This is a genomic window from Candidatus Poriferisodalis sp. (assembly GCF_965208555.1).
In the GTDB taxonomy this organism is placed as follows: Bacteria; Actinomycetota; Acidimicrobiia; order Acidimicrobiales; family Poriferisodalaceae; genus Poriferisodalis.
Map to the genome: position 1 here is coordinate 990858 of NZ_OZ242342.1, position 25318 is coordinate 1016175.

Consider the following 25318-nt stretch of genomic DNA (forward strand, 5'->3'; position numbering starts at 1 on the left):
GCGGAGAGGAAACCGGCCCGCTTCGGAGGCTGCTCAACCGCAGCGGGGGGCTATGCAACGTCGGCTGAGCCGAAGATCCCTTTGCCGCCGCGATGCAGGCCGCGGCGGCCATGCCCGCGCTCTTCGCCTTCAGGGCGTTCGGGCCGCTCGCCATTGACGAACGCCGTGATCCGGGTGGTCAGCTCGTCGGTGTCGACCTCACGGTCGTGCTCGGCCGCTTTCTCGCTGATGGCGGTCACGAGCGCATCCACCACATCGGAGACCTCGACACCGTGCTCGGCGGCGATGTCGGCCAGCGTCGATCCGCCCTTCAGCTTCTCGCGCAGGGTCTCGGCGTCGATGCCCAGCAGCTCGGTGAGCGTGTCGCTCATGCCGAGCCTTCCGAGCTTGCCGCCTCGGCGAGTGCCGTCACGATCGCACGTGCCGTCGGAGCCGTCGGCATCGTCAGCGGCAGTGTCGTCGGCTTGCTGCTGGCCAGCGTGGCTGTCGTCGTTCTGGGTCTGCGCGCTCGCGCTGCCCGCGCTGAACGCAACGACCGCAGTCGCTGCGAGCAGCGCGGCGACCAGAAGCGCCAGCCATCGCTTGCGCGGGCCCCTGTCTCGCCGAGCCTCGATGGGTTCGTCGATCTCGCCGGAATCGGTCATGCCGCCAGTCCTTTCGCCGGGGGTGTGCGACAACCCCGAGCGTGGCGACCGAACCTGAGAGGACCCTGAAGCGAAGCTGAGAAGTCGATGAACGAGCTGTCGGGCGGCGCGTCAGCCGGCTTCGGAGTGCGTGACGGGTTCCTCGCCCATCCACTCCCGCAGCGTGTTCTTCAGCTTCGTCTGCTGGATGAACAGGTCGTGCTCGGGACCGGCCGGATCGGCCGACTGGGGCGCCTTCAGGTAGAACGACAGCCACTCCTGCACGCCGCCTTGACCGGCCCGCTGGGCGAGGTCCAAGAACAGCGCCAGGTCCAGCACGATCGGCGCCGCCAGGATCGAGTCGCGGCAGAGGAAATCGATCTTGATCTGCATCGGGTAGCCGAGCCAGCCGAAGATGTCGATGTTGTCCCAGCCCTCCTTGTTGTCGCCACGGGGCGGGTAGTAGTTGATGCGCACCACGTGGTCGATCTCGCTGTAGAGCTCGGGATAGGTCTCGGGCTGCAGGATCGTGCCCAGCACGCCGAGCTTCGACGTCTCCTTGGTCTTGAAATTCTCGGGATCGTCCAGCACCTCACCGTCGCGGTTGCCCAGGATGTTGGTGGAGTACCAGCCGCGCAGGCCCAGCATGCGGGCCTTCAGGCCAGGTGCTACCAGGGTTTTCATCAGCGTCTGGCCGGTCTTGAAGTCCTTGCCGGCGATGGGCACACCGCGGCGCTGGGCCAGCTCGGTCATGGCGGGGATGTCGACCGACAAATTGGGCGCTCCGTTGGCGAAGGGCACGTCGCTCATCAGCGCCGCGTAGGCATAGAGCTGGCTGGGCGAGATGTTGTCGTCATCGGCTGCGAGCCCGGCTTCGAACGCCTCCACGCCGGCATGCACGTCGGACGGCTCCTGGTATGCCTCGGTAGAGCCGCACCACACCATCACGAGCCGATCGCATTCGTTCTCGGTGCGGAAGCGCTCGATGTCTTCCATCAGCGCCTGGGCCGCTTCGAGCTTGCCCATCGGCGGTTTGATGCGGGTGCCCTCCAGCCGGCTCACCCAGCGGGTGTCAAACACGGCATCCATCGCGACGATGCCTTCCAGCTCGCGCGAGATCACGCCGAGATCGCGGTCTTCCAGCACACCGGCGGTGCGGGCGCCTTCCAGCGCGTTCGGGGTGATGGGATCCCAGCCGCCGAACACCAGGTCGTCGAGTGAGGCCAGGGGCACAAAGTCGCGGATGAGCGGGTTGCGGCCTTCGGCCCGGCCGCCGAGGCGGATGTGGGCCATCTGGCTGACCGAGCCGATCGGTTCCGCCAGCCCGGCACGCGCCGCCAGCACCCCGGCAATGAACGTGGTGGCCACCGCCCCCATGCCAGGCGTGAGCACGCCGAGCTTGCCGGTCGCGGGCGCGATCTGCGGTTGGTTCATGGCAAGAACGCTACGGGGCGCTGGTGCAAGGGGGTCAAGTCCCCAAGCTCAGGGAGTTCAGGCTGCCATCGGGGCGGCCGGCGTGAATTCGGCGTCGAGGCGCTTGACGCCGTGAATGAACGACGCCTGCAGCAGGTCCGGTTCACCTGCGGCGACTATGTCGGGCAGCCGCGTGAACAGCTCCCGGTACATCGTGGTGATCTGGCGCCTGGCCAGGTGCGCGCCGAGGCAGAAGTGCGGTCCGGGACCGCCGAAGCCGTACTGCGGATTCGGGTCACGCAACACGTCGAACTTGAAGGGATCGTCGAACACGGCGGGGTCGCGATTCGCAGCGATGTAGAACATCGCCAACTTGTCGCCCTCGTGCATCTGACGCCCGCCGCACTCGACGTCACGGGTCACCGAGCGACGCATGTAGCTCACCGGGCTCGCGACGCGGACGATCTCCTCGACCGCAGTGGGCGCAACGCCCTCGAAGTCGGCCATCCAGGTGGCACGCTGGTCGGGGTTGTCGGTCAGGAACTTGAGCCCCCACGCCGTGGAGTTGCGGGTGGTCTCGTTGCCGGCCACCACCAGCAGCACGAAGAAGCTGGCGAGATCGGCCTCGCTGAGACGGTCGTCTTCGAGCTCGGCGTTCACGATCATGCTGGTCAGGTCGGTGCCGTCGCCGCCCTGCTTGGCCGCGGCGACCTCCTTCATGAGCTCGGCCAAGTCGGCGCCAGCTTGCAGCAGTGCCGTGGCGAGGTCGCCGTCAGGCGGCTGGAAGTCGGGGTCGGAGATGCCCAGGATGATGTTGGTGCGATCGAACACGAACTTGTACTCAGAACCGGGTATGCCCATGAGGTCGCACACGATGCGCAGCGGCAGTGCGGCCGCCACGTCCCACACGAACTCGCAGGTGCCCTGCTCGCAGATCGAGTTCACGATCTCGCGGGCGCCTTCACGGATGCCGCCGTCGAGCTGTTCGAGCATCTTGGGCGTGAAGCCCTTGGCCACGATGCGCCGCAGCCGTGCGTGACGAGGGTCGTCCATGGCGATCATCGAGCTGAAGAACTCGGTGAACTCCGGCGGGTTGTCGCCCAGGGTGATGCCTCTCGCGGAGCTGAAGACCTCGGTGTTGCGTGAGATGGTGGCGATGTCCTCGTGGCGGGTGACGCACCAGTAGCCGGGACTCGGTGCGACCCATTCGGAGAAGTACGGCTCCTCGAACCAGTCCAGCGGGGCCTCGGCGTGATAGCGGGCGATCACCGCGTCGATCTCGTCGGCCGGCTGCGTCCAGAACCATGGTTCCATGAGGTTGGGCAGTGACGTGTTCCACTCGCGCATGGCAGCACGGTAGCGCCGCGCTCGGATCGCTCGATACGGTCCGGCGGCGTCAGGCGGCTGCGCGGGTCGCACATGAGGTCATCTGGCACGATGTACCGCCGTGGCTCAGAACCCATCCCCCGTTTCTGACGTGACGTCCCCGAACGACGCACCGCTGAACTACGTCATTCACGGTGCCGGCGCAATCGGCTGTGTTCTCGGGGCGCGGCTGACCAACGCGGGGCGCAGGGTTGCGCTGGTCGCCCGTGGGGACCATCTGGCGGCGTTGCAACAGCACGGCCTGCGCATCGGGGGCCGCACCGAGGGCAATTTCCCGTTGCCGGCCGTTCGCACCGCGCACGAACTCGATCTCGATGCGAACACCGTGGTGCTGCTCACCATGAAGACCCAGCACACCTTCGAGGCGATCGAACAGCATCGGGAGCTCTACGACGGCGTGCCGCTGTTCTGCTTCCAGAACAGCGTCTCCAATGAGGAATGGCTGATCGGCCAGGGGTTCCGTGCCTACGGCGTCATGGTCCGCATCGGCGCCCGCATCGACGAGCCGGGAGTGGTCACCCATACCGGCGCACGCCGGGCTGACATCGGCTGCTGGCCGGCTGGAACCGACGACCTGTGCACACGCGTGGTCGATGATCTGGTCGCCGCCGAGATGCGTGCGTCGCTCGTCGAACGGGTCATCGATCACAAGTGGGGCAAGCTTGTGGTGAACCTCACGAATGCGTTTTCGGCCCTCGTCGACTTGCCGGTCCAGGAGTGGTTCTGCGCCGAGGAGAACCGCTTCCTCATGGCCGACATCCAGCAAGAGGCGGCCGACGTGCTTGAGGCTGCAGGCATCACACCGGTCATGGACGACGGCAGCGATCTTCATACGTGGATTGCCCGCATGCGCCGACCGGGTCAGCGCGAGCCGCGGGAGGTCGCCGACCCCTCGCTCTACAGCTACCCATCGACCTGGCAGGACCTGCACTTCCGGCGCCCGACCGTCGAGGTGGAGCACTTCAACGGCCGCATCTGCGAGCTCGGCGAGCGCTACGGCATCCCGACGCCGCTCAACCGGGTGCTGACCGAGCGGTGCTGCGATGCCGCCGCGCGCCGCTTGGGGCCCGGCACTGAGACGGCCGCATCGCTGCGCGCCGCCGCCGGCCTCTGAGACGGGTGCCCGGGGCGGGATTCGAACCCGCACACTCCCGAAGGAGCCGAGGGGTTTAAGCCCTCTGCGTCTGCCAGTTCCGCCACCCGGGCCAGCCAGCACGGCAAGCGAGCGCGCGGAGCCCATCATGCTCGCTCCGCCGACGAACGGCGACTCCGGGTGTTCAGGCAGCCTCGTTCAACGGAAACGACGCCACGGGATGGCCCTGTATGCCTCCGCCGCTGCTGATGGACGCGGCTTCCCGCCACAGTTCGTCGCGCACGGCCCCGGCGGCATCGGCACCCAGTTCGTTGCAGACCACGATGCCCTCAATGGCATCGGCCACCACAGCGCCGAACGGGCGCCCCTTTACACGCACTCCCACGACACAGTCACCAGCAGGCATGCGCTGGATGGAACGGTCGAGCGCGTCGGAGCGGGGCGGGCTCTGAAAGCTCGGAGCGCTCAGACCCAGCGAACGAGCCGCCATGGTGAGCGCTCGCACCGTCAGAACGAAACGACCCGAGAGATCGGGAGCACGGTCGCCGGCGCCACGTTGAGGGCGCGTCGAGGCGCCGCCGGCACGGTGCGGCCGGTCGCGAACCGGCGCTGCGTCGACCAGCCGGAGTGCTGCGGGCGGATGGGTTCGGGGTGTCGCTGGCATGTGGCCAGCATCTCTGAGGGGTGTGACATCAAAACGGGCCTTGCCGTGCGGGCCGTCGGGGTGATGTCAGGGCCTGCTGCAGCGACGGCCACAATGGACCCGCATGGCGACCACAGCTCCGGCACTGCTTCCTGCACAACAGGCCACCCTGAACGCCATCCGCACGCCCGCAGAGCGGCGCCCTGCTTACGCGCACACCTTCGCCGCCGAGCTGCGCGACGAAGCGGAAACGGCGTTGGCTGAGCTGATGGATGCGGCTCGCGACATGGACAGCCGTGGGCTGTGGGTGTCGAAGCGAAGTCTCGCCGGCGTGTTCGGCTGCGAAGCTCGCTACCTCGCCGATGAAGACTCCCCGTTCGAATGGACAGTGCCGACCGCACGCGGCACGGTGCTGCACAAAGCGGTCGAGCTGTCCATCCACCGTCGCTTCGAACCCGAAGATGCCGTCGACGCAGCACTCGAGCGTCTCATCGCCGACGACGACAGTCTCGGCAGCTTCCTGGCCGCAGCATCGGAGGGCGAACTCGCCGATCTCACCGCCAACTGCGTTGCACTGCTCACGCGATTCAGCGAGACCTTCCCGCCGATGCAACGTGCGTGGCGACCTGCCGCCGAGGTCCGGGCCCGTGCACGGCTCGGTGCCGGTTCCATCGTGCTGTCCGGAAAGTACGACTTGACGCTCGGGTCGCCCGCTCCACTGGGCGGATCTGACGGCCTCCAGCGCGCCGGCAAGGTCATCATCGACCTCAAGACCGGTTCGCGATCGGCAACCGACCCGGAGGATCTGCGCTTCTACGCGCTGGTCGAGACACTGTCAGTGGGCGTGCCACCGCTCGGCATCGGCTCGTTCTACGTCGCCGAAGGGCGCATCGAACACGAGGCCGTCACCGCCGAGGTGCTCGCCAGCGCGCTGCGCCGCACGGTGGACGGCATCGGCCGACTCATCAGGCTTCGCTCGACCGAGCACGAGCCGCGCCGCCATCCCGGACCCCCGTGCCGTTGGTGCCCGATCTCCGCAGGCTGTGGGCCAGGTCAGGAGTGGCTGTCAGACCCCGACGACTGAGCGATGCCGTCGCTGCGGATAGAGCTGAGCCGCGCCGCCATCTCATCACGACCAGCCCGCCATTCCTCGACCGTCAAGCCGAAGCGAACGTGGTCCTCCCAGACACCGGCGATCTGGATGTATCCCTGCGCAGTCCCCTCCGAGCGCAGCCCCAGCTTCTCCACCACCCGCAAGCTGGCGGCGTTGCGAGGCATGATCGACACCTGCACCCGGTGCAGGCCGGCCTGATCGAAGGCGAATCCGAAGACCGCCATCAGTCCTTCGGCAACGAGTCCCATGCCGGCCAGGCGCTCGTCGATCCAGTAGCCCACATGGGCGCTCTGGAATGCGCCGCGCGCCACATGGGAGACATTGATCTCGCCGCAGAACCAGCCCTCATGCCAGAGGCCGAAGTCGAACGCCGTGCCCAGCGAGCGCTCGCGCTCGCGAACACGGCAGCGATTGGCGAACGCTTGGGAGTCGCGCGATGGGTCAGGCGCACCCGCAGGCGGGCGGGGCTCCCATTTGGCCAGCCAGTCGCGGCATCGCTCCCGGACTTCGTTCCATTGGGCGAAGTCCGACGGCACGAGCGGGCGAAGCTCCAGCCGCTCGGTGCGCAGGCGACTCACGCTGCGCACAGTACTGGCGCGCCGCCGGCGCTCACCGAGCGGCATGATCGCTCCCCGCTGGGCTGGCCTGCGCCTCGCGGAGCTCAGCCGCTGGGCTGGCCTGCGCCTCGCGGAGCTCAGCCGCTGGGCTGGCCTGCGCCTCGCGGAGCTCAGCCGCTGGGCTGGCCTGCGCCTCGCGGAGCTCAGCCGCTATGCCGTCAAGCAGATCACGCTCGCGCACGAGGCACTCGTCGATGTCCCAGTGGCGCATGACTGCGACCAGGATGCAGCAGCCGCCCACGATCACCGGTGCACGATCGACGTGCAGACCCGGATTGTGGATGCGGTCAACCAGCCGCTCGGTGGCCAGCGTGCGGAACACGTCTTCGGCAGCAGCCCTGGTGAGCACGAACCCATCGATGACCTCAGGATCGTAGGGATCGAGGCCGATCTCGACCGCAGCCACCGTCGTGACCGTCCCAGCGACACCCACGAGCCGTGCCGCCGCGGCAGTCCGTCCGATGACCGGGTGCTCGCGGTCGATGTCATCGAGGTGCAGGCGAGCAACCGAGATCGCTGAGCTCAACTCCTCCGGCCGGGGGGGATCCGAGGCCAAGAACCTCTCGGTCCAGCGCACCGAGCCCATGTCCACGGAGGCTGCGTTGTCCGGCCGGGTGCTCGCGGACGGCGTGCCGTACGCCAACTCGGTGGAACCCCCGCCGATGTCGAGCACGAGTACCGGGCCGGCGTGCGCGCCGTCAAGGCCCGCAGTAGCGCCAGCGAATCCGTAAGCCGCTTCGCTCTCGCCGTCCAGCAACTCGACCTCCACCCCGAGAGCATCGCCTGCTCTTCGCAGGAATGCTGCGCCGTTCGCCGCGTCGCGCGCAGCGCTGGTGGCCACGGCCCGCACGGCAGTCGCCTGACGGTCTTCGATGATCTCGCGGTATTCCTCCAGCACGTCGACCACGCGACCGATGGCATCGTCTCGAAGCCGGCCGCCGGCGTCGACGCCCCGCCCGAGCCCGGTGATGCGCAGCAGCCTCAGGCCCAGCCCCTTGCCGTCGTCGATGAGCAGCCGCGTGGTGTTCGTGCCGCAGTCCACGACCGCAACCGGATCGTGCCCAGTCGGCTGAGGTTCAGCGCTGTCCGTCACGGGACTCACCCGCCGACGTCCAGCCGTGCCAGCGCCCAGTCGCCGACCGGGTCATCGCCGCCCGCCAGCCGGTACGCCAGGTGCGCGTGCAGGCATTTCACCCCTCGCGCCGTCCCCCCGACACCGCCCGTCGGGCGCGGCCCACGGTGGTCGTGGGGCACCAGTGCGTCTCGCTCGGCGGCGTAGCGGGCATGCGCCGCTGCAAGCGCCTCCGCATCGACTGCCGCCTCTGCAGTCCGGACCCCGCCGTCGCCCTCAAGCTGGGACACCTGCCGACGCAGGTCGAGGTCGACCAGCCAGTACCGGGTGGGCATGGGACGCCCGTCGTCAAGCAGCGGGGCGTTGGCGATCACCACCGGACGCCCGTCGCCGTGCGCGACAGCCACCTCGAAAGCGCACTGCGGCGGCCGGCCCAGCAAGGCGGCCACCGCTTCGGACTGAGCGGGCGTTGGGGGTGCGCCGGCGGCGCAACGGACTAGCAACGCCCTCAAGGAGTCGCAGCGACTGGCCCTCAGCCTTGACGACGCTTGCGCCGGCGGCGACGGTTGAACAGGAAGAACACCACCACGGCAAGCGGCGCCAGGATGCGCTTGAGCATCGGCCTGCCCGCCGTCTCCAGCAGGTCGACCGGCTCGGGCTCGGCCATCTCGATCTGACGCGGGCCCCCGGACGCAGGCACCTCGGCCGCCTCGTCGGCGGTATCGGCGTCATCGTCGGCGGCATCGCTCGCCTCAGCACCGGAACCACCCTGATCGCCGATCTCGGACAGCTTCTGCTCAAGCGAGTCCACGAACTGACCAATGAGCTTCTCGGTGACGTCGGCCATCACGCCGCGGCCGAACTGGGCCACCTTGCCGGTGACCTTCAGATCGGTGGCGATCGACACGACCGTGCCGTCGCCGTCCGGGGTCATCTCGGCGGTCACCTCGGCGGCTGCGTTGCCGGCACCGCGCGAGTCGCGGCCGGACGCTTCGAGCACGATCCTTCGATTGGCCTCATCGAGCTCCACGAACTTCGCGGAGCCCTTGTACTGCGCCGTGATGGGGCCCACCTTGACCTTCACTCCGCCCTTGAACTCGTCGCCGTCGATCTCGGTGAGCTGCGCGCCGGGCATGCACGGCGCGATGAACTCCACATCGGTCAGGGTGCTCCACGCCTGCTCGACGGGTATGCCGACACGGAATTCGCTCTTCAGCTCCATCGGCGCAGATCCTCCACGGTGTCGATGTCGTCGGGTTGTCCTTCGCAGGCTACCGGCACCACGATTTCCGGAAATCGCCGCATGAGCGTCCGGGCGCCCTCGTCGCCGCCGTGCGGCAACAGCGGCCAGACCTCGCGGGCCAGCCGCACGGGATTCCTCCGCTGACCGCCGTAGTCGGCAACAGCAATGAGTCCCTCGCCGGCGCCGACAGCCCGCCAAGCCGCCGCTGTCACGAACGGCTGGTCGGCGAGACCCACGACGATCGCATCATGGCCCTGCCGCTCAGCCCACGAGGCCGCGCATCGCACCGACGATGCGATGCCCGAGGCCCAGCGTTCGTTCTCGACGATGGTGATCTCGCCGCCGGCACTCGCCAGTGCTTGGGAGATGTCCGCCGCCCCGGTAACAACCGCCACAGCATCGAACGACGCCTCGACGAGCGATCCCAGCGCCCGGCTGACCACGCTCTGACCCTCGATGACGGCCAGCAGCTTGTGCTGCGGATCGGTGAACCGGGTCCCGGCCCCCGCTGCCAGCAGCACTCCCGCCGTGGACACTGGCTGATGGCCCTGAGCCTGGCTAGTACGAGCGAGGCAGGCCGAGCACCTTGGACGACACGAAGTTCAGCACCATCTCCTGGCTGACGGGTGCGATCTTCATCAGCCTCGCCTCGCGCCAGTAGCGCTCCACGTCGTACTCCTTGGCGTAGCCGAAGCCCCCGTGGGTCTGCATGGCCCGGTCGGCGCATTCGAACGCCGCCTCCGACGCCAGATACTTGGCCAGATTGGCCTGCTCGCCGCAGCTGAGGCCGTTGTCATAGCGCCACGACGCGTCACGGACGACCAGTTCGGCAGCATGCAGTCGGGCGTGGCTGTCTGCCAAGGGGAAGGCGATGCCCTGGTTCTGACCGATCGGACGACCGAAGATCACGCGACTCTTGGCGTACTCCGCGGCGCGGCGCAGCGCGACCCGGCCGATGCCCAGCGCCTCGCCGGAGATCAGGATCCGCTCCGGATTGAGACCGTCGAGGATGTAGCGGAAACCTTCGCCTTCCTCGCCGACCCGGCGGTCCACCGGCACCCGCAGCCCGTCGTAGCGGACCTCGCACGAGACCACCGCATTGCGGCCCACCTTGGGGATCGGCGTGATGTCGACCGCAGGGTCCTGCAGATCCACCAGCAGCAAGGTCATGCCCTGGGTCGGGCCGTCGCACAGCTCCTTGGGCGTGGTGCGCACCAGCAGCAGGCACACATCGCAGTAGGGGGCCTTGGTGGTCCATACCTTGGCTCCGGTGATCACGTACTCATCACCGTCACGCTCGGCCCGGGTGCGGATCGACGTGGTGTCGGTTCCGGCATCGGGCTCGGTGACGCCGAAGGCGGCATGGATGGAGCCGTCGGCAACGCCCGGCAGGATCTCTTTGGCCAGCGCTTCCGAGCCGTACTTGCGCACCGGCTCCATGCCAAAGATCGACAGGTGCAGAGCCGAGCAGCCGTTCATGGCGGCGCCGCTGGCCGCCACCTCCTCCAGCACGATCGATGCCTCGGTGATGCCTTGGCCGCCACCGCCGTACTCCTCCGGAATGGCGATGCCGACCCAGCCTCCCTCGGCCATTGCGTTGTAGAAGTCCCAGGGGAACTCGTGCTGCTCGTCGCGTTCGCGCCAGTACTCGTCGGGGAAATCTGCACAGACGCGCCGCACGCCCTCGCGGATCGCCTCGTGGTCCTCGTTGTGGGTGAAGTCCATCGCGCTGACGCTACCGGGCCGCTGCCGCCGGGTTCAGTGGATGCGGCCGTGGCCGTCTTTGAGCCTCGGGGCTTGGCGGCCGGTGTGGGAGGCGATGATCTCGGCCACTATCGAGACCGCGGTTTCCTCGGGGGTACGGCCGCCGATGTCGAGGCCGATGGGGGCCATGACGCGCTCGAGCTCTTCATCGGTGACGCCGGCCTCCCGGAGGCGCTCAGTTCGTTTCTGGTGGGTGGTGCGGGAACCCATCGCGCCGAGGTAGCCGACCCGGGTGGGCAGGGCACCCACGATGGCCGGGACATCAAACTTGTGGTCATGGGTGAGCACGCAGACTGCGTCTCGTGGGCCGAGGTCGTCGCCGATACGGTCGAGCAGGCGGTTCGGCCAGTCCACCACCACTTCGTCGGCCATCGGGAAGCGGCGCTTGGTCGCGAACACCTCCCGTGCGTCGCACACCGTGACGCGGTAGCCGAGCAGCTTGGCCTGGGAGGCGAGTGCCCTCGTGAAGTCGACGGCACCGAAGATGACCATGTGCGGGCGGCGCGCATGGCACTCCACGAACACGCTGACGTCCATCTGGCGCGCTTCGCCGTGCTGGCCATAATGACGCACTTCGCTGATGCCAGCGTCAAGCATGCCGAGTGCGTCGCGCTCGGCTACCCGGTCGAGGTCGGCGTCGCCGAGCGTGCCGCGCGTGGGCTCATCGGGTCGCACGAGGAGCTTGGCGCCCGCCTGCGGGCGCACATTCGACACAGCGCCCGCCCGCGGGCGCACATCGGACACAGCGCCCGTGTCAGGGCCTTCGATGATTGTGGCCAGAGCGACGGGCTCCTCGGCCCTGATGGCATCCCGGAACTCCTCGTAGATGGTGCTCACCAGTCGAGTTCCTCCACGAACAGGTGGATGGTGCCGCCGCAGGTCAACCCGACCGCGAACGCCTCGTCGTCGCTGTAGCCGAACGTGGTGATGCCCGGGCCTCGCCTGCCGCCCAGCAGCTCAAGGGCTTCGCCCACCACAGCGCCTTCGACGCAGCCGCCCGAGACCGAGCCAGCGACCTCGCCCTCTTCGTTCACGGCCATCGCTGCCCCTGGGTCGCGTGGCCCCGAGCCCTCGATGTCCACCACCCGGGCGATGGCTACCCGCTGGCCCGCAGTCCGCCAGCGGTCGATGTCGTCCAAGATCTCGTCCATGTGCCCAGTCTCCCCAATTCCATAGTTGATGCGTCGGAAGGTTGTGCGTCGGGTGATCGTGCGGTGCGGCCCGCCTCACGCCGCGATGGCAGCGGCAAGTTGTTCGAGCGAGTCAAAGGAATGACCCTCGATGAACTCGTCGACATGAGGCAGGGCCGCAGCCATGCCACGGGCCAGCGGCGCGTAGCCAGGAGTGTGCTTGAGCGGATTGACCCACACCAGCCGGTGAGTGACCAAGTGCAGGCGGGCCATCTGCTCGGCCAGCTCGTCGGGTGCACCGCGGTCCCAACCGTCGGAGCAGATCACCACAATGGCCCCGCGCGCATGGCCCCGCACGCCCCAACGATCGTTGAACTCGTGCAGCGTCGCGCCGAGCCGGGTGCCGCCCGACCAGTCCTGTACCGAGTCGGCAGCGGCCTTCAAGCCGGCGTCGGGATCACGCGAGGACAGCTCGCGGGTGACCCGGGTGAGCCGCGTGCCGATAGTGAATGCCTCCACCCGGGTGCGGCCGATCACGGCTGCGTGAGCGAATCGCACGAGTGCTCGGGCGTAGGGCTCCATGGACCCCGACACGTCGAGCAGCAGCACTAGGCGGCGCGGCTTTCGATCGCCGATGAGGAACTCGCGGCGGATGGCCTCGCCGCCGGTGCGCAAGGCACGCCGAATGGTGCGACGCAGGTCCGGACGCCGAGACATACGTTTGGCCCGCACGGCCCGCCGCGAGCGGCGGGTGACTGCCTGGAAGCGCAGCTCGCCCATCAGGGCGTGCAGCTCAGACAGCTCGCCATCGCTGCAATCGGCGAAGTCCTTGTGGCGCAGCGTCTCGACATCGCTGTAGCGGACCCGCAGAGTCGGCCCGGCATCGGGCTCGTCACCGTCGCCTGGCGGCGCTGCGCCGCTGTCGTCGTCAGTGTCGGTGGCCAGCGTCACCGAGATTGGCGGCAGCTCGACCACGATCCCACTCGGAGCACGGCCTTCCCAGAAAACTGCGAAGGCCCGGTCGTAGACGCCGATGTCGGCCGGACTGCCGACCAGCGTGGCGCGGCCTGCCCAGTACACATCCTCGCGGTTGGCAACTCCCAACAGCCGCAGCGCTTCAGTGAACGCCATGACACGGCGGATGGTGACGACCAACCCCGCTCCACGCAGGATCGACGAGAACGCCGAGGCCAAGCGCTCAGGCTCGTTGACGTGCTCGTCAGGCGCCGACGGCGGTGCACCGAGATCGGTGCCACCGGCGCCCACGGCTCTCAGGCCTCGGCGACGGCGGCCATGATCATCTCCATCCCGACCGACGTGACCCGCTGCTGGTCCTCGCGGTACTTCAGCACCGTTCCCAGCGTGGCCTCGAGCATGGGAGTGTCCAGCTCGGCTGCACCGAGACGCCCCAGCGCCGTGGCCCAGTCGATGGTCTCGGCCACGCCAGGAGGCTTGTACAGCCGCATCTCGCGCATCACCGACACGGCAGAGGCCACTTGCCGTGCAAGTGCGCCGTCGACATCGGGCAGCTTGAGCTTGACGATCTCGACCTCACGGTCCACTGACGGGTGCGAGACCCAGTGGTACAGGCAGCGGCGCTTGAGGGCGTCGTGCACATCGCGGGTCCGGTTGGAGGTGACCACCACGAGCGGCGGCCGGGCCGCCGTGATCGTGCCCAGCTCGGGCACGGTGACCGTGAAGTCGGACAGCACCTCCAGCAGGAATGCCTCGAACTCGTCGTCGGCGCGGTCGACCTCGTCGATCAGCAGCACGGCGGGCGTGGCATCGTCGTGGTCGATGGCCCGCAGCAGCGGCCGGCGTATCAGGAAGCGTTCCGAATACAGCTCGTCCTCGATGGCCTCGGCGTCGGCCGCAGCGCGCCCTGCAGCCTCGGCAGTGCGCAAGTGGAGGAGCTGGCGCGTGTAGTCCCATTCGTAGAGCGCCTGAGCGGCATCGATGCCCTCGTAGCACTGCAGGCGGATGAACTCCCCGCCGATCCAGGCCGCGAGCACTTTGGCCAACTCGGTCTTGCCCACGCCGGCATCGCCCTCCAAGAAGAGGGGCCGGCCCATCGTGACCGACAGGTACACCACCGTCGACAGCCCCTCGTCGGGCAGGTAACCGTGCTCGGTCAGCGCCGCCGAGACATCAGCAGTGGTACTGGGCGCCGTGAACACAGCGGCCAAGGCTACGGCTTCACCTACGGCTCAGCCTCCGGCCGCTCTATGAGGTCGTCTCCAACCGGCAGAAGCAGGAGGCGGTGATGGGCACATCTGCCCGTGCGATGGCGAGATCGAGGCGCTGGCGGATCAGCGGCTCCTCCACCGTCTCTCCCCGGCGTGCGAGGCATTCGTGCAGCCCGTGCAGGCTCCAGACGTTGTCGGGATGCTGGCAGGGCCGGCGCAGCTGGTCGTCCAGGCCCAGATCGGCGCGGTACAGCGCCTCGGCCTCGTCGAACTGGCCCTGCTCCGACAGCAGCGCAGCCAAGGCGTGGCGGGTGGGCTGCATCCAGCCCCAGGGCTCGTCGTAGGGCAGGTTGTCGTCGAGTTCCACCGCGTGGCGAAGATGGTCGAAGGCGACATCGAAGTTGCCACACCGGTACTCCACCTCGCCGTTCAGCATGGCCTCGGCCACGGTCAGGATGTCCAGACCCGTGTTGTTGAACAGCGTGCGGCTGGGCAGCACCTGAGCCTTGGCAGCCAGGAACTCCTCGCGTTCGGCCAGCGCGTCGTCGACCTGGCTCAGCGAGGCGAAGGCCACTGTGCGTGCATAACGCATCATCGCAGTGGTGACGCAATAGAACTGCTGGTCGAAGGGCAGGTGCTGGCTGAGGATCTCATGCCACCTGCCGAAGCGCACGTACACGTGCTGCTTGATCGCCACGAACCCCTCCAGCCAGTCGGCCATCGGCGGCGAACCGGTCCGCAGCAGGTTCTCGGGCAGCGTGCGGTTCATCTCTTCGGCCGCTTCCAGGGCAGGGGCGTACTGGCCGGCCAGCATCGCCCCGTACACCTTGAAGTGGTAGTCGTGGCAGCGGTAGGCCGAGTAGAAGTTCATCGGACCCTTGAAGTCCAGGTACTTGCGATCGGCGACGATCGCGGCCGAGTTGCGCGTCACGACGTTGTGGTAGTGGCCGCACAGCACATCGATGTGGGTCGGCATGTGGACGAGGTGGCCGGCGTCGGGCGCCAGATCGACCAGGCGGTCGCCGGCAGCCAGCGCCCGCTCGGGATGCGGCGACATCTCCATGAGGTGGATGTACATGTGCAGCAGGCCCAGGTGGCTGTTGGCGCCATCGGCGTCGAGAGTGTCGAACGCAGTCTCCAGCACGTCGACTGCCTCGAGCGTGCCCGCACCCTCTGCCGGATCGCCCGTGATCAGATTCCACAACTCCCACGGCGTCCGGTTCATGATCGCCTCGGCGAACAGGGCGCAGACATCGAGGTCGTCACGATGACTCCGGTAGACCTCGCGCATGGCGTCTGCGTAGGCGTCGTTCCATCGCCCGAAGTCGTCCTCGCCAGGCACCTCGGGATCGGCCGGGTAGCGATGCGCCAGCGCGCCAATCAGGGCCCGTTCGAGATCGCCGGCGCCGGCCGCAGCGTCCTCGGCAGCGGCCGCCTCGGCACGGGCACGCGCCAACGACGAGCGCAGGTCTTCGGCGTCGAACTCCTCCCACGGCTTGTTGTAGTTCGGTCCGATGGCGTACGCGATGCCCCAGTGCGCCATCGCGAAGCCGAGATCGTGCAGGAGTGCACGCTCGAAGCAGGCGATCGCCTCTTCGTGATGGAACCCGTAGCACCACGCCATGCCGCGGTCGAACCACAGCTGGGCCTCGGCGTCAGACGTCGTCACCGGCCAGCGGTACGAACCCAGATCGAAGTAGGCCACCGTCGTTGCCCGAGTCCTTCCGTCAGGAGACGCTGCTCGCCAGTGTCCTGTCGGTCTCCGATTTTTTCACAACATCTCTCATGAAATCGAACAATCACATGAACAGATTTCACTTTGGGGATGCAGGCAGGTGCAGGCTCCCGCAACGAACGATGCTCAGCCGAGAGCGATCATCGACGTGCCGGTCAGCGCCGCGGCAATGCCGATGACTTGCCACCAGCGCAGCGTGTCGTCGTCGAACAGCACCGCCAAGGCGATCGTCACCACCGGATAGAGGGACGCAGCTACCGCTACTTCGCTGAGCGGACCTCGTTGCAGCCCGGCAATGAAGGCGCCCATGCCCGCTCCGCCAGCAACGCCGCCGGCGAAGCCGGCAAGACGGAGCGACGGGGGCAGGATCTGCGGTATCCGCCGGACCCTGGTCACTGCCAGCATGCACGCCAATGCCGCCATGCGCTGGCTGACTGCAGGCCACATGCCGCTGTCCAGGCTGGTCTCGCCCAACAGCACCGTCGCCGTCGCGAACGAGACTCCCGCCAGGAGAGCAAAGGCGATGCCCCGCCTGATGTCGCCTCGCAGATCCGGCACGATCACCGCGGCCAGCAGCCCGGCGATGGTCACGGCGATGCCTGCGGCCGCAACCGACGAGGGCCGCTCGCCGACGCCGAGCCCGTATGCCAGCGGCCCCAGCGCAGTGGACGCTGCCACCACCGGCGAGGCAATCGCCGCCGACGACACGGCCATGCTGTGCCACATCGCCGAGAGCGCAAGCGCCATCAGCACGCCCGAGGCCGCACCAAGCGCGAGCGAGGCGCCGATGGCAGAACTCGGCACCAGCAACAGCAGAACCACCGTCACGACCAAGCCGCCCATGAACGCGGTGCCGACCGCGGTCATGGCGCGGGCGCGCCGGCTGCAGTAGCGACCGAAGTAGTCGGATACGCCGATCAGGACCGACGCCGCAGCACCCAGCAGCACCGGCATGCGATCCGCACGCTAGTTGCGCGTCTCCCTCAGCCTGGCGGCCCCGATGAGCGACTCAGTCGCGAACGACGTCGCCAGTCACTTTGTCGAAGAAGTGCATCGCCGACACGTCGATGGCAACTTCCATGCGCTGGCCGACGCGCGCTTCGCTCTGCTGAGCAAACCGGCCCAGGAAAGCGCTGCCGAGATCTTCAGAGTCATCCGCGTCAGCCGACGGACTGCCGGTCTCTATGCGTTGTACACCGATGTCGAGATGGGCGACGATTTCTGAGCCGAGCTCTTCGAGGAGCTGTACGCCGGCGACGATGCGTTGGCTGTAGTCCGGAGCGAGTGCCGAGTCATATACGTCGTCTGGACGGATGCCGCACACCAGACGCCTTCCCTCGTAAGCACGCAGCGCCGGGCACTCATCGAGAATCGAGAGCGGCAACTCGACACTCTGTGTGCCCATCTCGACGTTGACACCGCTGCCGCCGACGGAGACAGCCGACTCGAAGAGATTCATCGCCGGTGACCCCACGAACCCAGCGACGAACACATTCGCCGGCCGGCGGTACAGCACCGAGGGCTTGTCGACTTGCTGGAGCACACCGCCGTTCAGCACTGCCACTCGATCACCCATGGTCATCGCCTCCACCTGGTCATGAGTGACGTAGATGGTGGTCACGCCGAGGTCTCGCTGGATTCGCAAGATCTCGCTGCGCATGTACACGCGGAGCTTCGCGTCGAGGTTCGACAGCGGTTCGTCCATGAGGAACACCGAGGGCTCACGGACAATGGCTCGTCCCATCGCGACACGCTGACGCTGCCCGCCCGACAACGCGGCCGGCTTGCGATCCAGGAACTCGGAGAGATGCAGCACGTCGGCGGTGCGCTGCACCCGCTGATCGATCTCAGACTTCGGGGTCTTGGCAAGCTTCAGCGGGTAGGCGATGTTCTTGCGCACCGTGAGGTGGGGATACAACGCATAGTTCTGGAAGACCATGGCGATGTCGCGATCCCGCGGGTGCACCTTGGTCATGTCAGCATCCCCGATACGCAGAGTCCCGCTCGAAATCTCCTCGAGCCCGGCGACCATTCGCAGCGCCGTGGACTTCCCGCACCCTGATGGCCCGACAAACACGACGAACTCGCCGTCGTCGATGCTCAGGCTCATGGCGTTCACTGCGGTGACACCCCCCGGATATACCTTCGTCAGATCTGCAAGCTCAACCGTCGCCATGTGAATTCTCCTTCGCGATCCTCCGTGGGTCCTCTCTTCGAAGCCAGCGCGACAACGGAAGGACCCACGGGGGCTCAAACAGCTCTCCGTATCTCGCCCGATTCGCGGCTATCGCCATCATCAGCAGCCAATTCAGCCAGAGCAGCGCGAGCAGCAGCAGGCCGACGGGCACGAGTACGCCCGCCAGCTCGACACGCGCACCGAGCTCCAGGACTCCCCAGAGCAACAGGGCAGCGACTGCGACGGACGCGTTGAAGTCAATGGCTCGGCGCCGATGGCGTCTGCCGGCGTCCCCGCCGCGGCTCAGGATTGCTCCCAGCGCGAGCGGTCCCAGGATGATCACTGGCGCAGCCCACACGGCAGGCCGGCCGATCACCACCACTGCGGCCGCGGCCGGTATCAAGGGCGTCAGATGCACTGAGGCGTCTCGGATGCGCTCAAACCGCGTGCCCGGCTGAACCAGGTATTCGGCACTCATGACTGCGCTGCCTCGCCCGTCCGGGTGATCGTGACGTGCCGATTGACGTCAAGGTCACTGATCGTGCTGACGGTGCCATCGGGCCACGTCACCTCGATCTCCACTGAGCCGGAACTGTCGCCCACACCGAAGTGCAGCATCGCCGAGGCACCCGAGAGATAGCCGCGTGCCGCCTCGACCGTGCGCACCAGCGTGCTGTCGCGCTCACCGACCAATCGCACCTGTGCACCGATGGCATCTGGATTGCCGGTGCCGGGCCAACGCAGCGCGACGGTCACGGCACCGCCGCCGCACAGCCGATTCTCATACAGCCGCGACGGCGCGTTGAGGTTGTTCACGACGATGTCGAGATCCCCGTCGAGGTCGAGATCGGCCATAGCCATCCCCCGCCCGCCCGTCGTGTCGTCGAGGTCCCAGCCGGCGGCCGGCGCGAAGCGTTCACCGTCGATATTGCGAAATGCCTGGTTGGTCTCGACCAGGCTGGCGTCGGGCAGGTGCCCGAACAGGTTGTCGGCGACCATGCCGTTCACGACGTACAGGTCCACGAAACCGTCGTTGTCAAGATCGCCGAACAGCCCGGACCAGCTCCATCCCGTCGCCTCCACACCGAACGACGGCGCGTCGCTGGCGAAGCCATCGCCCGTTGACAGCAACAGCACGTTCTCGGGCCGCTGGATGTCGTCTGACGGCGAGGCGTCGATGTCTGACTGCACATTGGCGTATGCGTCGATGGTCTCTGGTCGGTCGTCCATGGGCTTCATGTCGGTCGCAAACAGGTCCAGGTCGCCGTCGTTGTCGATGTCACCCGAGTCGATGCCCATCGTGCTGAACGCGGTCTGGGCAAATGGAGTCGCCGGGGTCCACAAATCGTCCTCGCCGGCAAACCACACGTAGTCGGGCGTGGCGAGGTCGTTGCCGACATAGATGTCAGCGCGGCCGTCGCCGTCGATGTCGCCAATGCGGGTCGCGAGCGCCTGCGATTCGGACGCGAGCTGCGTATGAACAAATGTCTCGCCGTCGCGTTCGAACAGGCCCACGCCTCCCTTGTTGCCGAGATTGAGGCGCCGCTCGGCCGTGAGCTCGGCGTTGTACGCACCGGTGACTGCATCGAGGTCGCCGTCGCCGCCGAGATCCCCCCATGCCATGGAGTATGTGTACGCATCGAGGCCCACGATCTCGTCGCGTTCGAAGCGCTCGTCAGCCGTCGAGCCCTGGCCCGTGTTGCGCATGACCAGTGGACGGCCGACGCCGGTCGTGAACACGACATCGTTGCTGCCGTCACCATCGCTGTCGACGATGATCACCTGGCGGAAGCGGCCCTCGACGAGCGCTTCGCGGCGGAATCGCAGTGGACCGTCGTTCCACAGCACCGAGCTGTCTCCACTCAGATTGGCCAGGACGAGATCATCGTCGCCGTCTCGATCCAGGTCACCGACAGCGAGGCCCGCACCCATGCCGTCGAACATGGAGCGGCTCGCCCCTGGTCCGCGGGTGTGATGCTCGAGGTCAACGGGCACGAATCGACCGTCGCAGGCACTTCGGTCGGCGTGCGGCACAGCCTCGACGCTCACCTCAGCGGAATCCGCGGTTGAGCCACAAGCGCTGAGCGCCAGCACCGACAGCGCGCATACCGCGCCGAGCACAAGGCGGGCGCGCCCGGCTCGAAGGTCTCGACAAGCGCCCACGAGCGTCCGGACCGGAGGCAGCCGGCAAGCCGAGGAGTCGGAGGAACGTTCCCTCGACATCATCAGTGCCTCCGGTCCGGTTCGCCCGGGAGGGCAGTCCTGGCTAGGAGCCGAGGACCGCGTTGACCTCGCCTGCCACTTGGGCGAGGCGCTCACCAGCGTCAACCTGCCCACGCAGGATCTCCTGCATGGCCGGACCGACGATGGCTTCGATCTGGCTGGCGCTGTCAGTGATCGGGAAGAGGAACGTCGTGCCCTCGTCGACGTGCACCGTGAAGGCCGTCACGTCCACGCCATTGCCCTCGTGGGCAGCGATGGCGATCTCGGCAGCCGAGGGAATGGCCGGAAACACCACGGCGCCCTCGCCGATGACGTCCTGACATGCAGCTGACGCCATGTGCTTGACCCACTGCCACGCCTCTTCTTGATGCTCCGAGTGCGTGTTGATGGAGTCGGCCAGGCCATTGAACATCGAGGCACGCGCACCGCTCGGTCCAACCGGAAGCGGGGCGAACTCGACGTCGAAGGGTGTATCGGCCCCGATGTAGGTGCCGATCTTCCACGAGCCGTCAGCCATGACCGCAGCCGAGCCGTTCTGGAACACGGTGGTCCCGCCGAGTGATTCGACGTCCTCGATCGGCACGACATAGCCGGCCTGAATCATCCGCGCGAACCAGTCGATGGTGGCTGCGAGACGCGGGTCGTCATAGTTCGCGGAGTCACCGAACGGGTTCACGTCCAGGAACTCGAATCCGGTGGATCCTGCGAAGGCCGAGAATGTCGTCTGTCCGAACGCGCCGAAGTTGCCTTCGAGACCCAGTCCGTACACCTCGACATTTTCCGGATCGAAGTCCGGCGAGTCACCGGTGTTGCCGTTGGCGTCAACGCTCAGCCTGCGGATGAGTTCGCCGAACGAGCCGCCGTCGTCGGGGTTCCACTCAGCCGAGGCAAAGTCTGCGGCCGTCACACCCGCCCCAGCGACGTGGTCCGAGTTCATCACGAGCGCGATGGTGTCGAAGTCCTTGGGCAGGCCGTAGCGGTTGCCATGGTTGTCGACCCACAGCTCTGCAAGACCCGGGAAGTAGGCGCCGGTATCGACGTTGTCACGCTCCACGAAATCGTTCAGCGGAACCAGAACATCACTGGCCACGAACTCGGGATAGCGGGCGAGGTGATCGGTGAACACGTCGGGGCCCGAGCCCGAGGCGAAGCCTGCGGTCACATTGGTCCAGTAGTCGCCCCAGCCGAACTGGGTGATCTCGACATCGATGCCAGGATTGGCGGCCTCGAAGTCAGCAGCGCACTGCTCGTAATAGGGCTGCTGGTTGCCGTCCCAGAGCCAGTACTCGATGCTGACTGCCTCCGCCATGTCGTCCTCGGACATGTCGTCGCCGTCATCGGACGACGGTGCCTGTGTTGCCGCAGGTGCGTCGTCGGCATCGTCGTCACCGCAGGCCGCAGCGACGATCGAGAAGGCGAAGAGGACTGCGAGCAGTCTCCATAGCGCTTTGTTCATCAGGTTCTCCCTCCCAGGAGTCAGCGGCGACCCACAGCGGGCCGCCGTTTGTCGGTGGGGATCACTTGATCCCCGAGAAGCCGATCGAGTCGACGACCTTCCGACCGAATGCCAGGAAGATGACGATGATCGGCAGGGCTGCGAGCAAGGTGCCCGCCATCAGGCCCGACCAGTCCGGGGAGGTCCCGGGTTGTTGAGCCGTGAACTGCCCCAGCGCGACAGTGAGCGGCTGTCGCGCTGGATCTCGGGCCACTACGAGCGGCCACAGAAATTCGTTCCACGCAGTGATGTAGGTGAGGATCGACAGCGTTGCGAGCGGTGCCGCGCTCATCGGCACGATGATCCCGAAGAAGGTCCTGAAGTGCCCAGCTCCGTCGAGCAGCGCAGCCTCCTCGACTTCACGGCTGATTCCCAGGAAGAACTGGCGCAGGAAGAACACCGCGAACGGCGTCATGAAGAAGAACGGCGCGATGATCCCGGGGTAGCTGTTCAGCCAGCCGAAGTTCTTGACCAGGATGAGGTTGGGAATAAGCGTGAAAATCGGCGGGATCATCAACCCGCTGAGAAACAGGAAGAACAGTTTGTCGCGGCCCCGGAAGCGCAGTCGGGCGAACGCATAGGCGGCCATCGCCGAGAACGCGACCTGCCCGACGGTGATCGCCGTCGAGACGATCACACTGACCTTGAGCGACTGCAGAAAGTCGAAGGAGCCGGTGTTCTGGCGCCCCAGGCTCTCGAGAATCTCCTCCTCGCTGGCGGTGCCGAGCACGCGTTCGAAGTTGTTGTCGGTGTAGCCGACCGGAAGCAAGCTCTGCTCGCCCGCAAAGAGCTGGCCATTGGTCGACAGGCCAGTGCGCAGCGCCCACCAGAACGGGAAGACGCTGACGATGAGGATTGCGATCATGAACGCCCATGCCGCCCCACGACCGATCCCCCGCTTCCGCAGCCGCGCCGATGTTGGCGTGGCGGTGGGCGCGGGTGCGGGCGTGAGCTTGTCGTCCAGCGTCGTGCCACTCATGCCAGATCGCTCTCGCCGGCCCGCAGGAGCTTGAGCTGCAGGAAGGTGACCGTCAGCAGAATCGCGACGAGCAGCACTGAGATCGTGGCTGCGTAGCCGAGCTGGTTGAAGTCGAATGCGTTCTGGTAGATGTACAGGTAGATCACCCGGCTGGCGTTGGCCGGTCCGCCGGGCTGTCCGCCAAATCCGCCGGTGGCGACAAACACGGTGTCGAACACCTGCAAGGAACCGACGATGGTGATCACGAGGACCAGCGCCAGGATCGGGCGCAGCAGCGGGATCGTGATGTCCCGGAACATCTGGCGCTCGGTAGCGCCGTCGACTGCTGCCGCCTCATAGAGACTGCGGGGAATCGTCTGCAGCCCGGCGAAGATCAGCAACGCCGTGTAGCCCATATGACGCCACGTGTTGATGCCCGCGAGGCTGGGTATGACCTTGCCGGTGTCGGTGAAGAACCTCACTGGGTCCATGCCGAAGAGACCAAGGAAGTCGTTGACGATGCCCAGATTCCCATCGAGCATCCACACCCACAGCAGCGCCACGATGACGTTGGGAATCAGCCAGGGCAGCAGCAGGATCCCGCGAATGGTGACCGATTTGGTGAGACGATCCATGAGCACCGCTATCAAGACAGCGAGGATCGTCTGCGAGACGATGTTGATCACCGTGTACTTGAAGGTGATCTTGAGCGATTCCCACACCTGACGGTCGCTGAAGAGTCGGTCATAGTTGTCGGTGCCGACCCAGCTCCCCCGATTGGCGATCAGGTTCCAGTCGGTGAAGCTGATGTACACGCCTCGCAGCGCGGGATAGAGATAGAACGCCACGAATCCCACCAGCGCAGGGAGCAGGAACCAGAAGGCGGATCGCCAGCCGCCGTGCAGGCTGGCTGTGCCGAACAGCGACCGTCGAGGCGAGGCTCCAGGCGGTGCCGTGGTCACCGTCACCGGATCTCTCCAGCGGCCGTGTCCCGCTCGCGAAGCGGCTCGGGGATGTATTCGCTATGGGCCTCGATCAGCTCGTCGACGAGTTCGGAGATCTGATCGAGATCGAGTTCGGCTGCCGTGTGCGGGTCGAGCATGGCGGCGTGATACACGTGCTCGCGGCGACCGGTCCGCAGTGCCTCCACCGTGAGCTGCTGGGGGCCGATGTTGGTGTGCATGAGCGCAGCGAGCTGAGGGGGCAACGACCCGATGACGTGGGGCGTCACTCCGCCCGCCCCAACGGTGGCCGGCACCTCGACAGCGCAACCCGAAGGCAGATTGTCGATCAGGCCGAGGTTCGGCACGTTGACATAGACGATGCGTTCGGTGCCGGTGGCAATGCTGTGAATGATCTGCGGCGCGTACTCGTCGCTCGCGGGCACCTCCAGCGGATACTCCGGGTCTTCGAGGCGCCGGCGGAGTTCCTCCCACTCGGCAATCTGTTCCTCGCAGCGCCTGACGTACTCGCGCACCGGAATCTTGAACCGCTCGATGAGCTCAGGCCGGCCTCGCTTGAGGAAGTACGGCGTGTACTCCGCGAAGTGCTCGCTCGACTCGGTGACGAAGTATCCGAGCCGCCGCAGCATCTCGTACCTCACGGCATCGGGCAGGTCCCACTCGCCGCGGGTCGGCGATTCTGCCGGATCGGTATAGAGCTGCCGCAATGCGGGATACAGGTCGGTGCCCTGGTGCTCCAGCCGCAAGAAGAAGCACATGTGATTGATGCCAGCGGCGAGATACTCCATCTCGTCGACCGGCACCCCAAGATCGCCGGCCAGGTGATGCGCCGTCGTCGGCACGCTGTGGCAGAGCCCGTAGGCCTCCACGTCGGCCATCAACGTGAGCGCCCACATGTTGATCGCCATCGGATTGGCGTAGTTGAGCAGCCGTGCGCCATCGCTGAACTCGCTGATGGCTTCGGCTACTTCGACCAGCGCGGGAACCGTCCGCAGACCGCGCATGATCCCGCCGATGCCGATGGTGTCCGCGATGGTCTGGGTGAGACCGAACCGCTCCGGAATCTCGAAGTCGTGGACTGTGGCCGGCTCGAAGCCGCCGATCTGGAACATCGTGATGACGAAGTCGGCGCCCTCGACGGCGCTGCGCAGGTCCGTCGTGGCAAGGACCTTGGCACGTGCGCCCCGATCTGCGACCAGCCGGTGCCCGACGATCTCGGATGTGCGGAGTCGCTCGGGGTCGATGTCGTGAAGGCGGATGTCCAGGTCGTCCCGCAGATCGTCGTACGCGAGCAGGTCGCCCATCAGGTTGCGGGAGAACACTGTGCTCCCCGCCCCGATGAATGCGACTGCAACCATCTGACCCCCCTGGCTTGTCTCGCCAAAATAGCATACGTCAACGTTGGCGTCAACGTTGACGTCAACGATGGCGCAAACCCTTGCCTGCCCGACCGGAACCGGTAAGTTCGCGCGTAGACGGGTCTGG

At 66.8% G+C, this 25318-nt stretch carries 23 protein-coding genes, 1 tRNA gene and 1 pseudogene; 2 read left to right on the top strand and 23 right to left on the bottom strand.

Going from position 1 to position 25318, the window contains the following annotated elements; all coding sequences use genetic code 11:
* Positions 1–50: 50 nt before the first annotated feature.
* From ACOGXE_RS04570 to ACOGXE_RS04580, 3 genes are all read right to left on the bottom strand, one after another.
* The gene (locus tag ACOGXE_RS04570; RefSeq protein WP_419932769.1) at positions 51–644 is read right to left on the bottom strand and encodes a hypothetical protein; all 594 of its coding nucleotides are present in this window, start codon (positions 642–644) and stop codon (positions 51–53) included.
* Between the two features lie 111 nt (positions 645–755).
* Positions 756–2057, bottom strand: coding sequence for an inositol-3-phosphate synthase (locus ACOGXE_RS04575; RefSeq protein WP_419932770.1), 1302 nt, complete (start codon positions 2055–2057; stop codon positions 756–758).
* Positions 2058–2114: 57 nt separating this feature from the next.
* The gene (locus tag ACOGXE_RS04580) at positions 2115–3383 is read right to left on the bottom strand and encodes a cytochrome P450 (RefSeq protein ID WP_419932771.1); all 1269 of its coding nucleotides are present in this window, start codon (positions 3381–3383) and stop codon (positions 2115–2117) included.
* Between the two features lie 100 nt (positions 3384–3483).
* On the opposite strand from ACOGXE_RS04580, the gene ACOGXE_RS04585 reads away from it, so the two are divergent.
* Positions 3484–4536: a ketopantoate reductase family protein gene (locus ACOGXE_RS04585; RefSeq protein ID WP_419932772.1), complete on the top strand. Its 1053-nt coding sequence runs from the start codon at positions 3484–3486 to the stop codon at positions 4534–4536.
* A gap of 6 nt (positions 4537–4542) precedes the next feature.
* Here the strand turns inward: ACOGXE_RS04585 and ACOGXE_RS04590 are convergent.
* Together ACOGXE_RS04590 and ACOGXE_RS04595 are read right to left on the bottom strand one after the other, a co-directional pair.
* Positions 4543–4628, bottom strand: a tRNA-Leu gene (locus tag ACOGXE_RS04590).
* Between the two features lie 71 nt (positions 4629–4699).
* On the bottom strand, positions 4700–5179 hold the full coding sequence (locus ACOGXE_RS04595; protein ID WP_419932773.1) for a hypothetical protein: 480 nt from the start codon (positions 5177–5179) through the stop codon (positions 4700–4702).
* A 103-nt stretch (positions 5180–5282) separates the two neighbouring features.
* On the opposite strand from ACOGXE_RS04595, the gene ACOGXE_RS04600 reads away from it, so the two are divergent.
* A complete protein-coding gene (locus ACOGXE_RS04600; RefSeq protein ID WP_419932774.1) occupies positions 5283–6242 on the top strand; it encodes a PD-(D/E)XK nuclease family protein in 960 nt (319 codons plus the stop codon).
* On the opposite strand, the gene ACOGXE_RS04605 is transcribed toward ACOGXE_RS04600, so the two are convergent.
* From ACOGXE_RS04605 to ACOGXE_RS04690, 18 genes and pseudogenes are all read right to left on the bottom strand, one after another.
* On the bottom strand, positions 6212–6850 hold the full coding sequence (locus tag ACOGXE_RS04605) for a GNAT family N-acetyltransferase (protein WP_419932776.1): 639 nt from the start codon (positions 6848–6850) through the stop codon (positions 6212–6214). The genes ACOGXE_RS04600 and ACOGXE_RS04605 overlap by 31 nt on opposite strands.
* Before the next feature lie 31 nt (positions 6851–6881).
* Positions 6882–7982: an exopolyphosphatase gene (locus ACOGXE_RS04610; protein WP_419932777.1), complete on the bottom strand. Its 1101-nt coding sequence runs from the start codon at positions 7980–7982 to the stop codon at positions 6882–6884.
* Positions 7983–7987: 5 nt separating this feature from the next.
* Positions 7988–8410 (bottom strand): DUF501 domain-containing protein, encoded by a 423-nt coding sequence (locus ACOGXE_RS04615; RefSeq protein WP_419932778.1) that lies wholly within the window; start codon positions 8408–8410, stop codon positions 7988–7990.
* Positions 8411–8493: 83 nt separating this feature from the next.
* The gene (locus ACOGXE_RS04620; RefSeq protein WP_419932779.1) at positions 8494–9183 is read right to left on the bottom strand and encodes an SRPBCC family protein; all 690 of its coding nucleotides are present in this window, start codon (positions 9181–9183) and stop codon (positions 8494–8496) included.
* Positions 9174–9740: a nucleotidyltransferase family protein gene (locus ACOGXE_RS04625; RefSeq protein ID WP_419932780.1), complete on the bottom strand. Its 567-nt coding sequence runs from the start codon at positions 9738–9740 to the stop codon at positions 9174–9176. The genes ACOGXE_RS04620 and ACOGXE_RS04625 overlap by 10 nt, the downstream gene beginning before the upstream one ends.
* 22 nt (positions 9741–9762) lie before the next feature.
* Positions 9763–10929 (bottom strand): acyl-CoA dehydrogenase family protein, encoded by a 1167-nt coding sequence (locus ACOGXE_RS04630; protein ID WP_419932781.1) that lies wholly within the window; start codon positions 10927–10929, stop codon positions 9763–9765.
* Between the two features lie 33 nt (positions 10930–10962).
* A pseudogene (locus tag ACOGXE_RS04635) lies at positions 10963–12119 on the bottom strand (XdhC family protein).
* Positions 12120–12194: 75 nt separating this feature from the next.
* Entirely contained in the window at positions 12195–13364 is a 1170-nt protein-coding gene (locus ACOGXE_RS04640) for a vWA domain-containing protein (RefSeq protein ID WP_419932782.1), read from the bottom strand.
* Positions 13365–13369: 5 nt separating this feature from the next.
* Complete coding sequence (locus tag ACOGXE_RS04645; protein WP_419932783.1) at positions 13370–14275, bottom strand: AAA family ATPase; 906 nt, start codon at positions 14273–14275, stop codon at positions 13370–13372.
* Between the two features lie 46 nt (positions 14276–14321).
* Positions 14322–15989 carry a hypothetical protein gene (locus ACOGXE_RS04650; protein WP_419932784.1) on the bottom strand — a complete coding sequence of 556 codons (1668 nt, stop codon included), beginning with the start codon at positions 15987–15989 and terminating at the stop codon, positions 14322–14324.
* Between the two features lie 156 nt (positions 15990–16145).
* Positions 16146–16973, bottom strand: a complete 828-nt coding sequence (locus ACOGXE_RS04655; protein WP_419932785.1) for an EamA family transporter — start codon at positions 16971–16973, stop codon at positions 16146–16148.
* 55 nt (positions 16974–17028) lie between these two features.
* On the bottom strand, positions 17029–18195 hold the full coding sequence (locus ACOGXE_RS04660; protein ID WP_419932786.1) for an ABC transporter ATP-binding protein: 1167 nt from the start codon (positions 18193–18195) through the stop codon (positions 17029–17031).
* Entirely contained in the window at positions 18182–18673 is a 492-nt protein-coding gene (locus ACOGXE_RS04665; RefSeq protein ID WP_419932787.1) for a hypothetical protein, read from the bottom strand. The genes ACOGXE_RS04660 and ACOGXE_RS04665 overlap by 14 nt, the downstream gene beginning before the upstream one ends.
* On the bottom strand, positions 18670–20190 hold the full coding sequence (locus ACOGXE_RS04670) for a CRTAC1 family protein (protein ID WP_419932788.1): 1521 nt from the start codon (positions 20188–20190) through the stop codon (positions 18670–18672). The genes ACOGXE_RS04665 and ACOGXE_RS04670 overlap by 4 nt, the downstream gene beginning before the upstream one ends.
* Positions 20191–20461: 271 nt before the next feature.
* Positions 20462–21874, bottom strand: a complete 1413-nt coding sequence (locus tag ACOGXE_RS04675; protein ID WP_419932789.1) for an ABC transporter substrate-binding protein — start codon at positions 21872–21874, stop codon at positions 20462–20464.
* 61 nt (positions 21875–21935) lie between these two features.
* Positions 21936–22892 carry a carbohydrate ABC transporter permease gene (locus ACOGXE_RS04680; RefSeq protein WP_419932790.1) on the bottom strand — a complete coding sequence of 319 codons (957 nt, stop codon included), beginning with the start codon at positions 22890–22892 and terminating at the stop codon, positions 21936–21938.
* Positions 22889–23839, bottom strand: a complete 951-nt coding sequence (locus ACOGXE_RS04685; RefSeq protein WP_419862640.1) for a carbohydrate ABC transporter permease — start codon at positions 23837–23839, stop codon at positions 22889–22891. Before ACOGXE_RS04685 ends, ACOGXE_RS04680 begins: the two co-directional genes overlap by 4 nt.
* Positions 23836–25191, bottom strand: a complete 1356-nt coding sequence (locus tag ACOGXE_RS04690) for an alpha-glucosidase/alpha-galactosidase (RefSeq protein WP_419932791.1) — start codon at positions 25189–25191, stop codon at positions 23836–23838. The genes ACOGXE_RS04685 and ACOGXE_RS04690 overlap by 4 nt, the downstream gene beginning before the upstream one ends.
* Between the last annotated feature and the right edge of the window lie 127 nt (positions 25192–25318).

Excerpts from the sequence above, each read along its gene's own strand:
- ACOGXE_RS04570 (WP_419932769.1), bottom strand. The coding sequence starts at position 644 with ATGACCGATTCCGGCGAGATCGACGAACCCATCGAGGCTCGGCGAGAC.
- ACOGXE_RS04620 (WP_419932779.1), bottom strand. The coding sequence starts at position 9,183 with ATGGAGCTGAAGAGCGAATTCCGTGTCGGCATACCCGTCGAGCAGGCG.
- ACOGXE_RS04690 (WP_419932791.1), bottom strand. The coding sequence starts at position 25,191 with ATGGTTGCAGTCGCATTCATCGGGGCGGGGAGCACAGTGTTCTCCCGC.
- ACOGXE_RS04665 (WP_419932787.1), bottom strand. The coding sequence starts at position 18,673 with ATGAGTGCCGAATACCTGGTTCAGCCGGGCACGCGGTTTGAGCGCATC.
- ACOGXE_RS04600 (WP_419932774.1), top strand. The coding sequence starts at position 5,283 with ATGGCGACCACAGCTCCGGCACTGCTTCCTGCACAACAGGCCACCCTG.
- ACOGXE_RS04680 (WP_419932790.1), bottom strand. The coding sequence starts at position 22,892 with ATGAGTGGCACGACGCTGGACGACAAGCTCACGCCCGCACCCGCGCCC.
- ACOGXE_RS04575 (WP_419932770.1), bottom strand. The coding sequence starts at position 2,057 with ATGAACCAACCGCAGATCGCGCCCGCGACCGGCAAGCTCGGCGTGCTC.
- ACOGXE_RS04630 (WP_419932781.1), bottom strand. The coding sequence starts at position 10,929 with ATGGACTTCACCCACAACGAGGACCACGAGGCGATCCGCGAGGGCGTG.
- ACOGXE_RS04660 (WP_419932786.1), bottom strand. The coding sequence starts at position 18,195 with ATGGCGACGGTTGAGCTTGCAGATCTGACGAAGGTATATCCGGGGGGT.
- ACOGXE_RS04655 (WP_419932785.1), bottom strand. The coding sequence starts at position 16,973 with ATGCCGGTGCTGCTGGGTGCTGCGGCGTCGGTCCTGATCGGCGTATCC.
- ACOGXE_RS04595 (WP_419932773.1), bottom strand. The coding sequence starts at position 5,179 with ATGCCAGCGACACCCCGAACCCATCCGCCCGCAGCACTCCGGCTGGTC.
- ACOGXE_RS04580 (WP_419932771.1), bottom strand. The coding sequence starts at position 3,383 with ATGCGCGAGTGGAACACGTCACTGCCCAACCTCATGGAACCATGGTTC.
- ACOGXE_RS04675 (WP_419932789.1), bottom strand. The coding sequence starts at position 21,874 with ATGAACAAAGCGCTATGGAGACTGCTCGCAGTCCTCTTCGCCTTCTCG.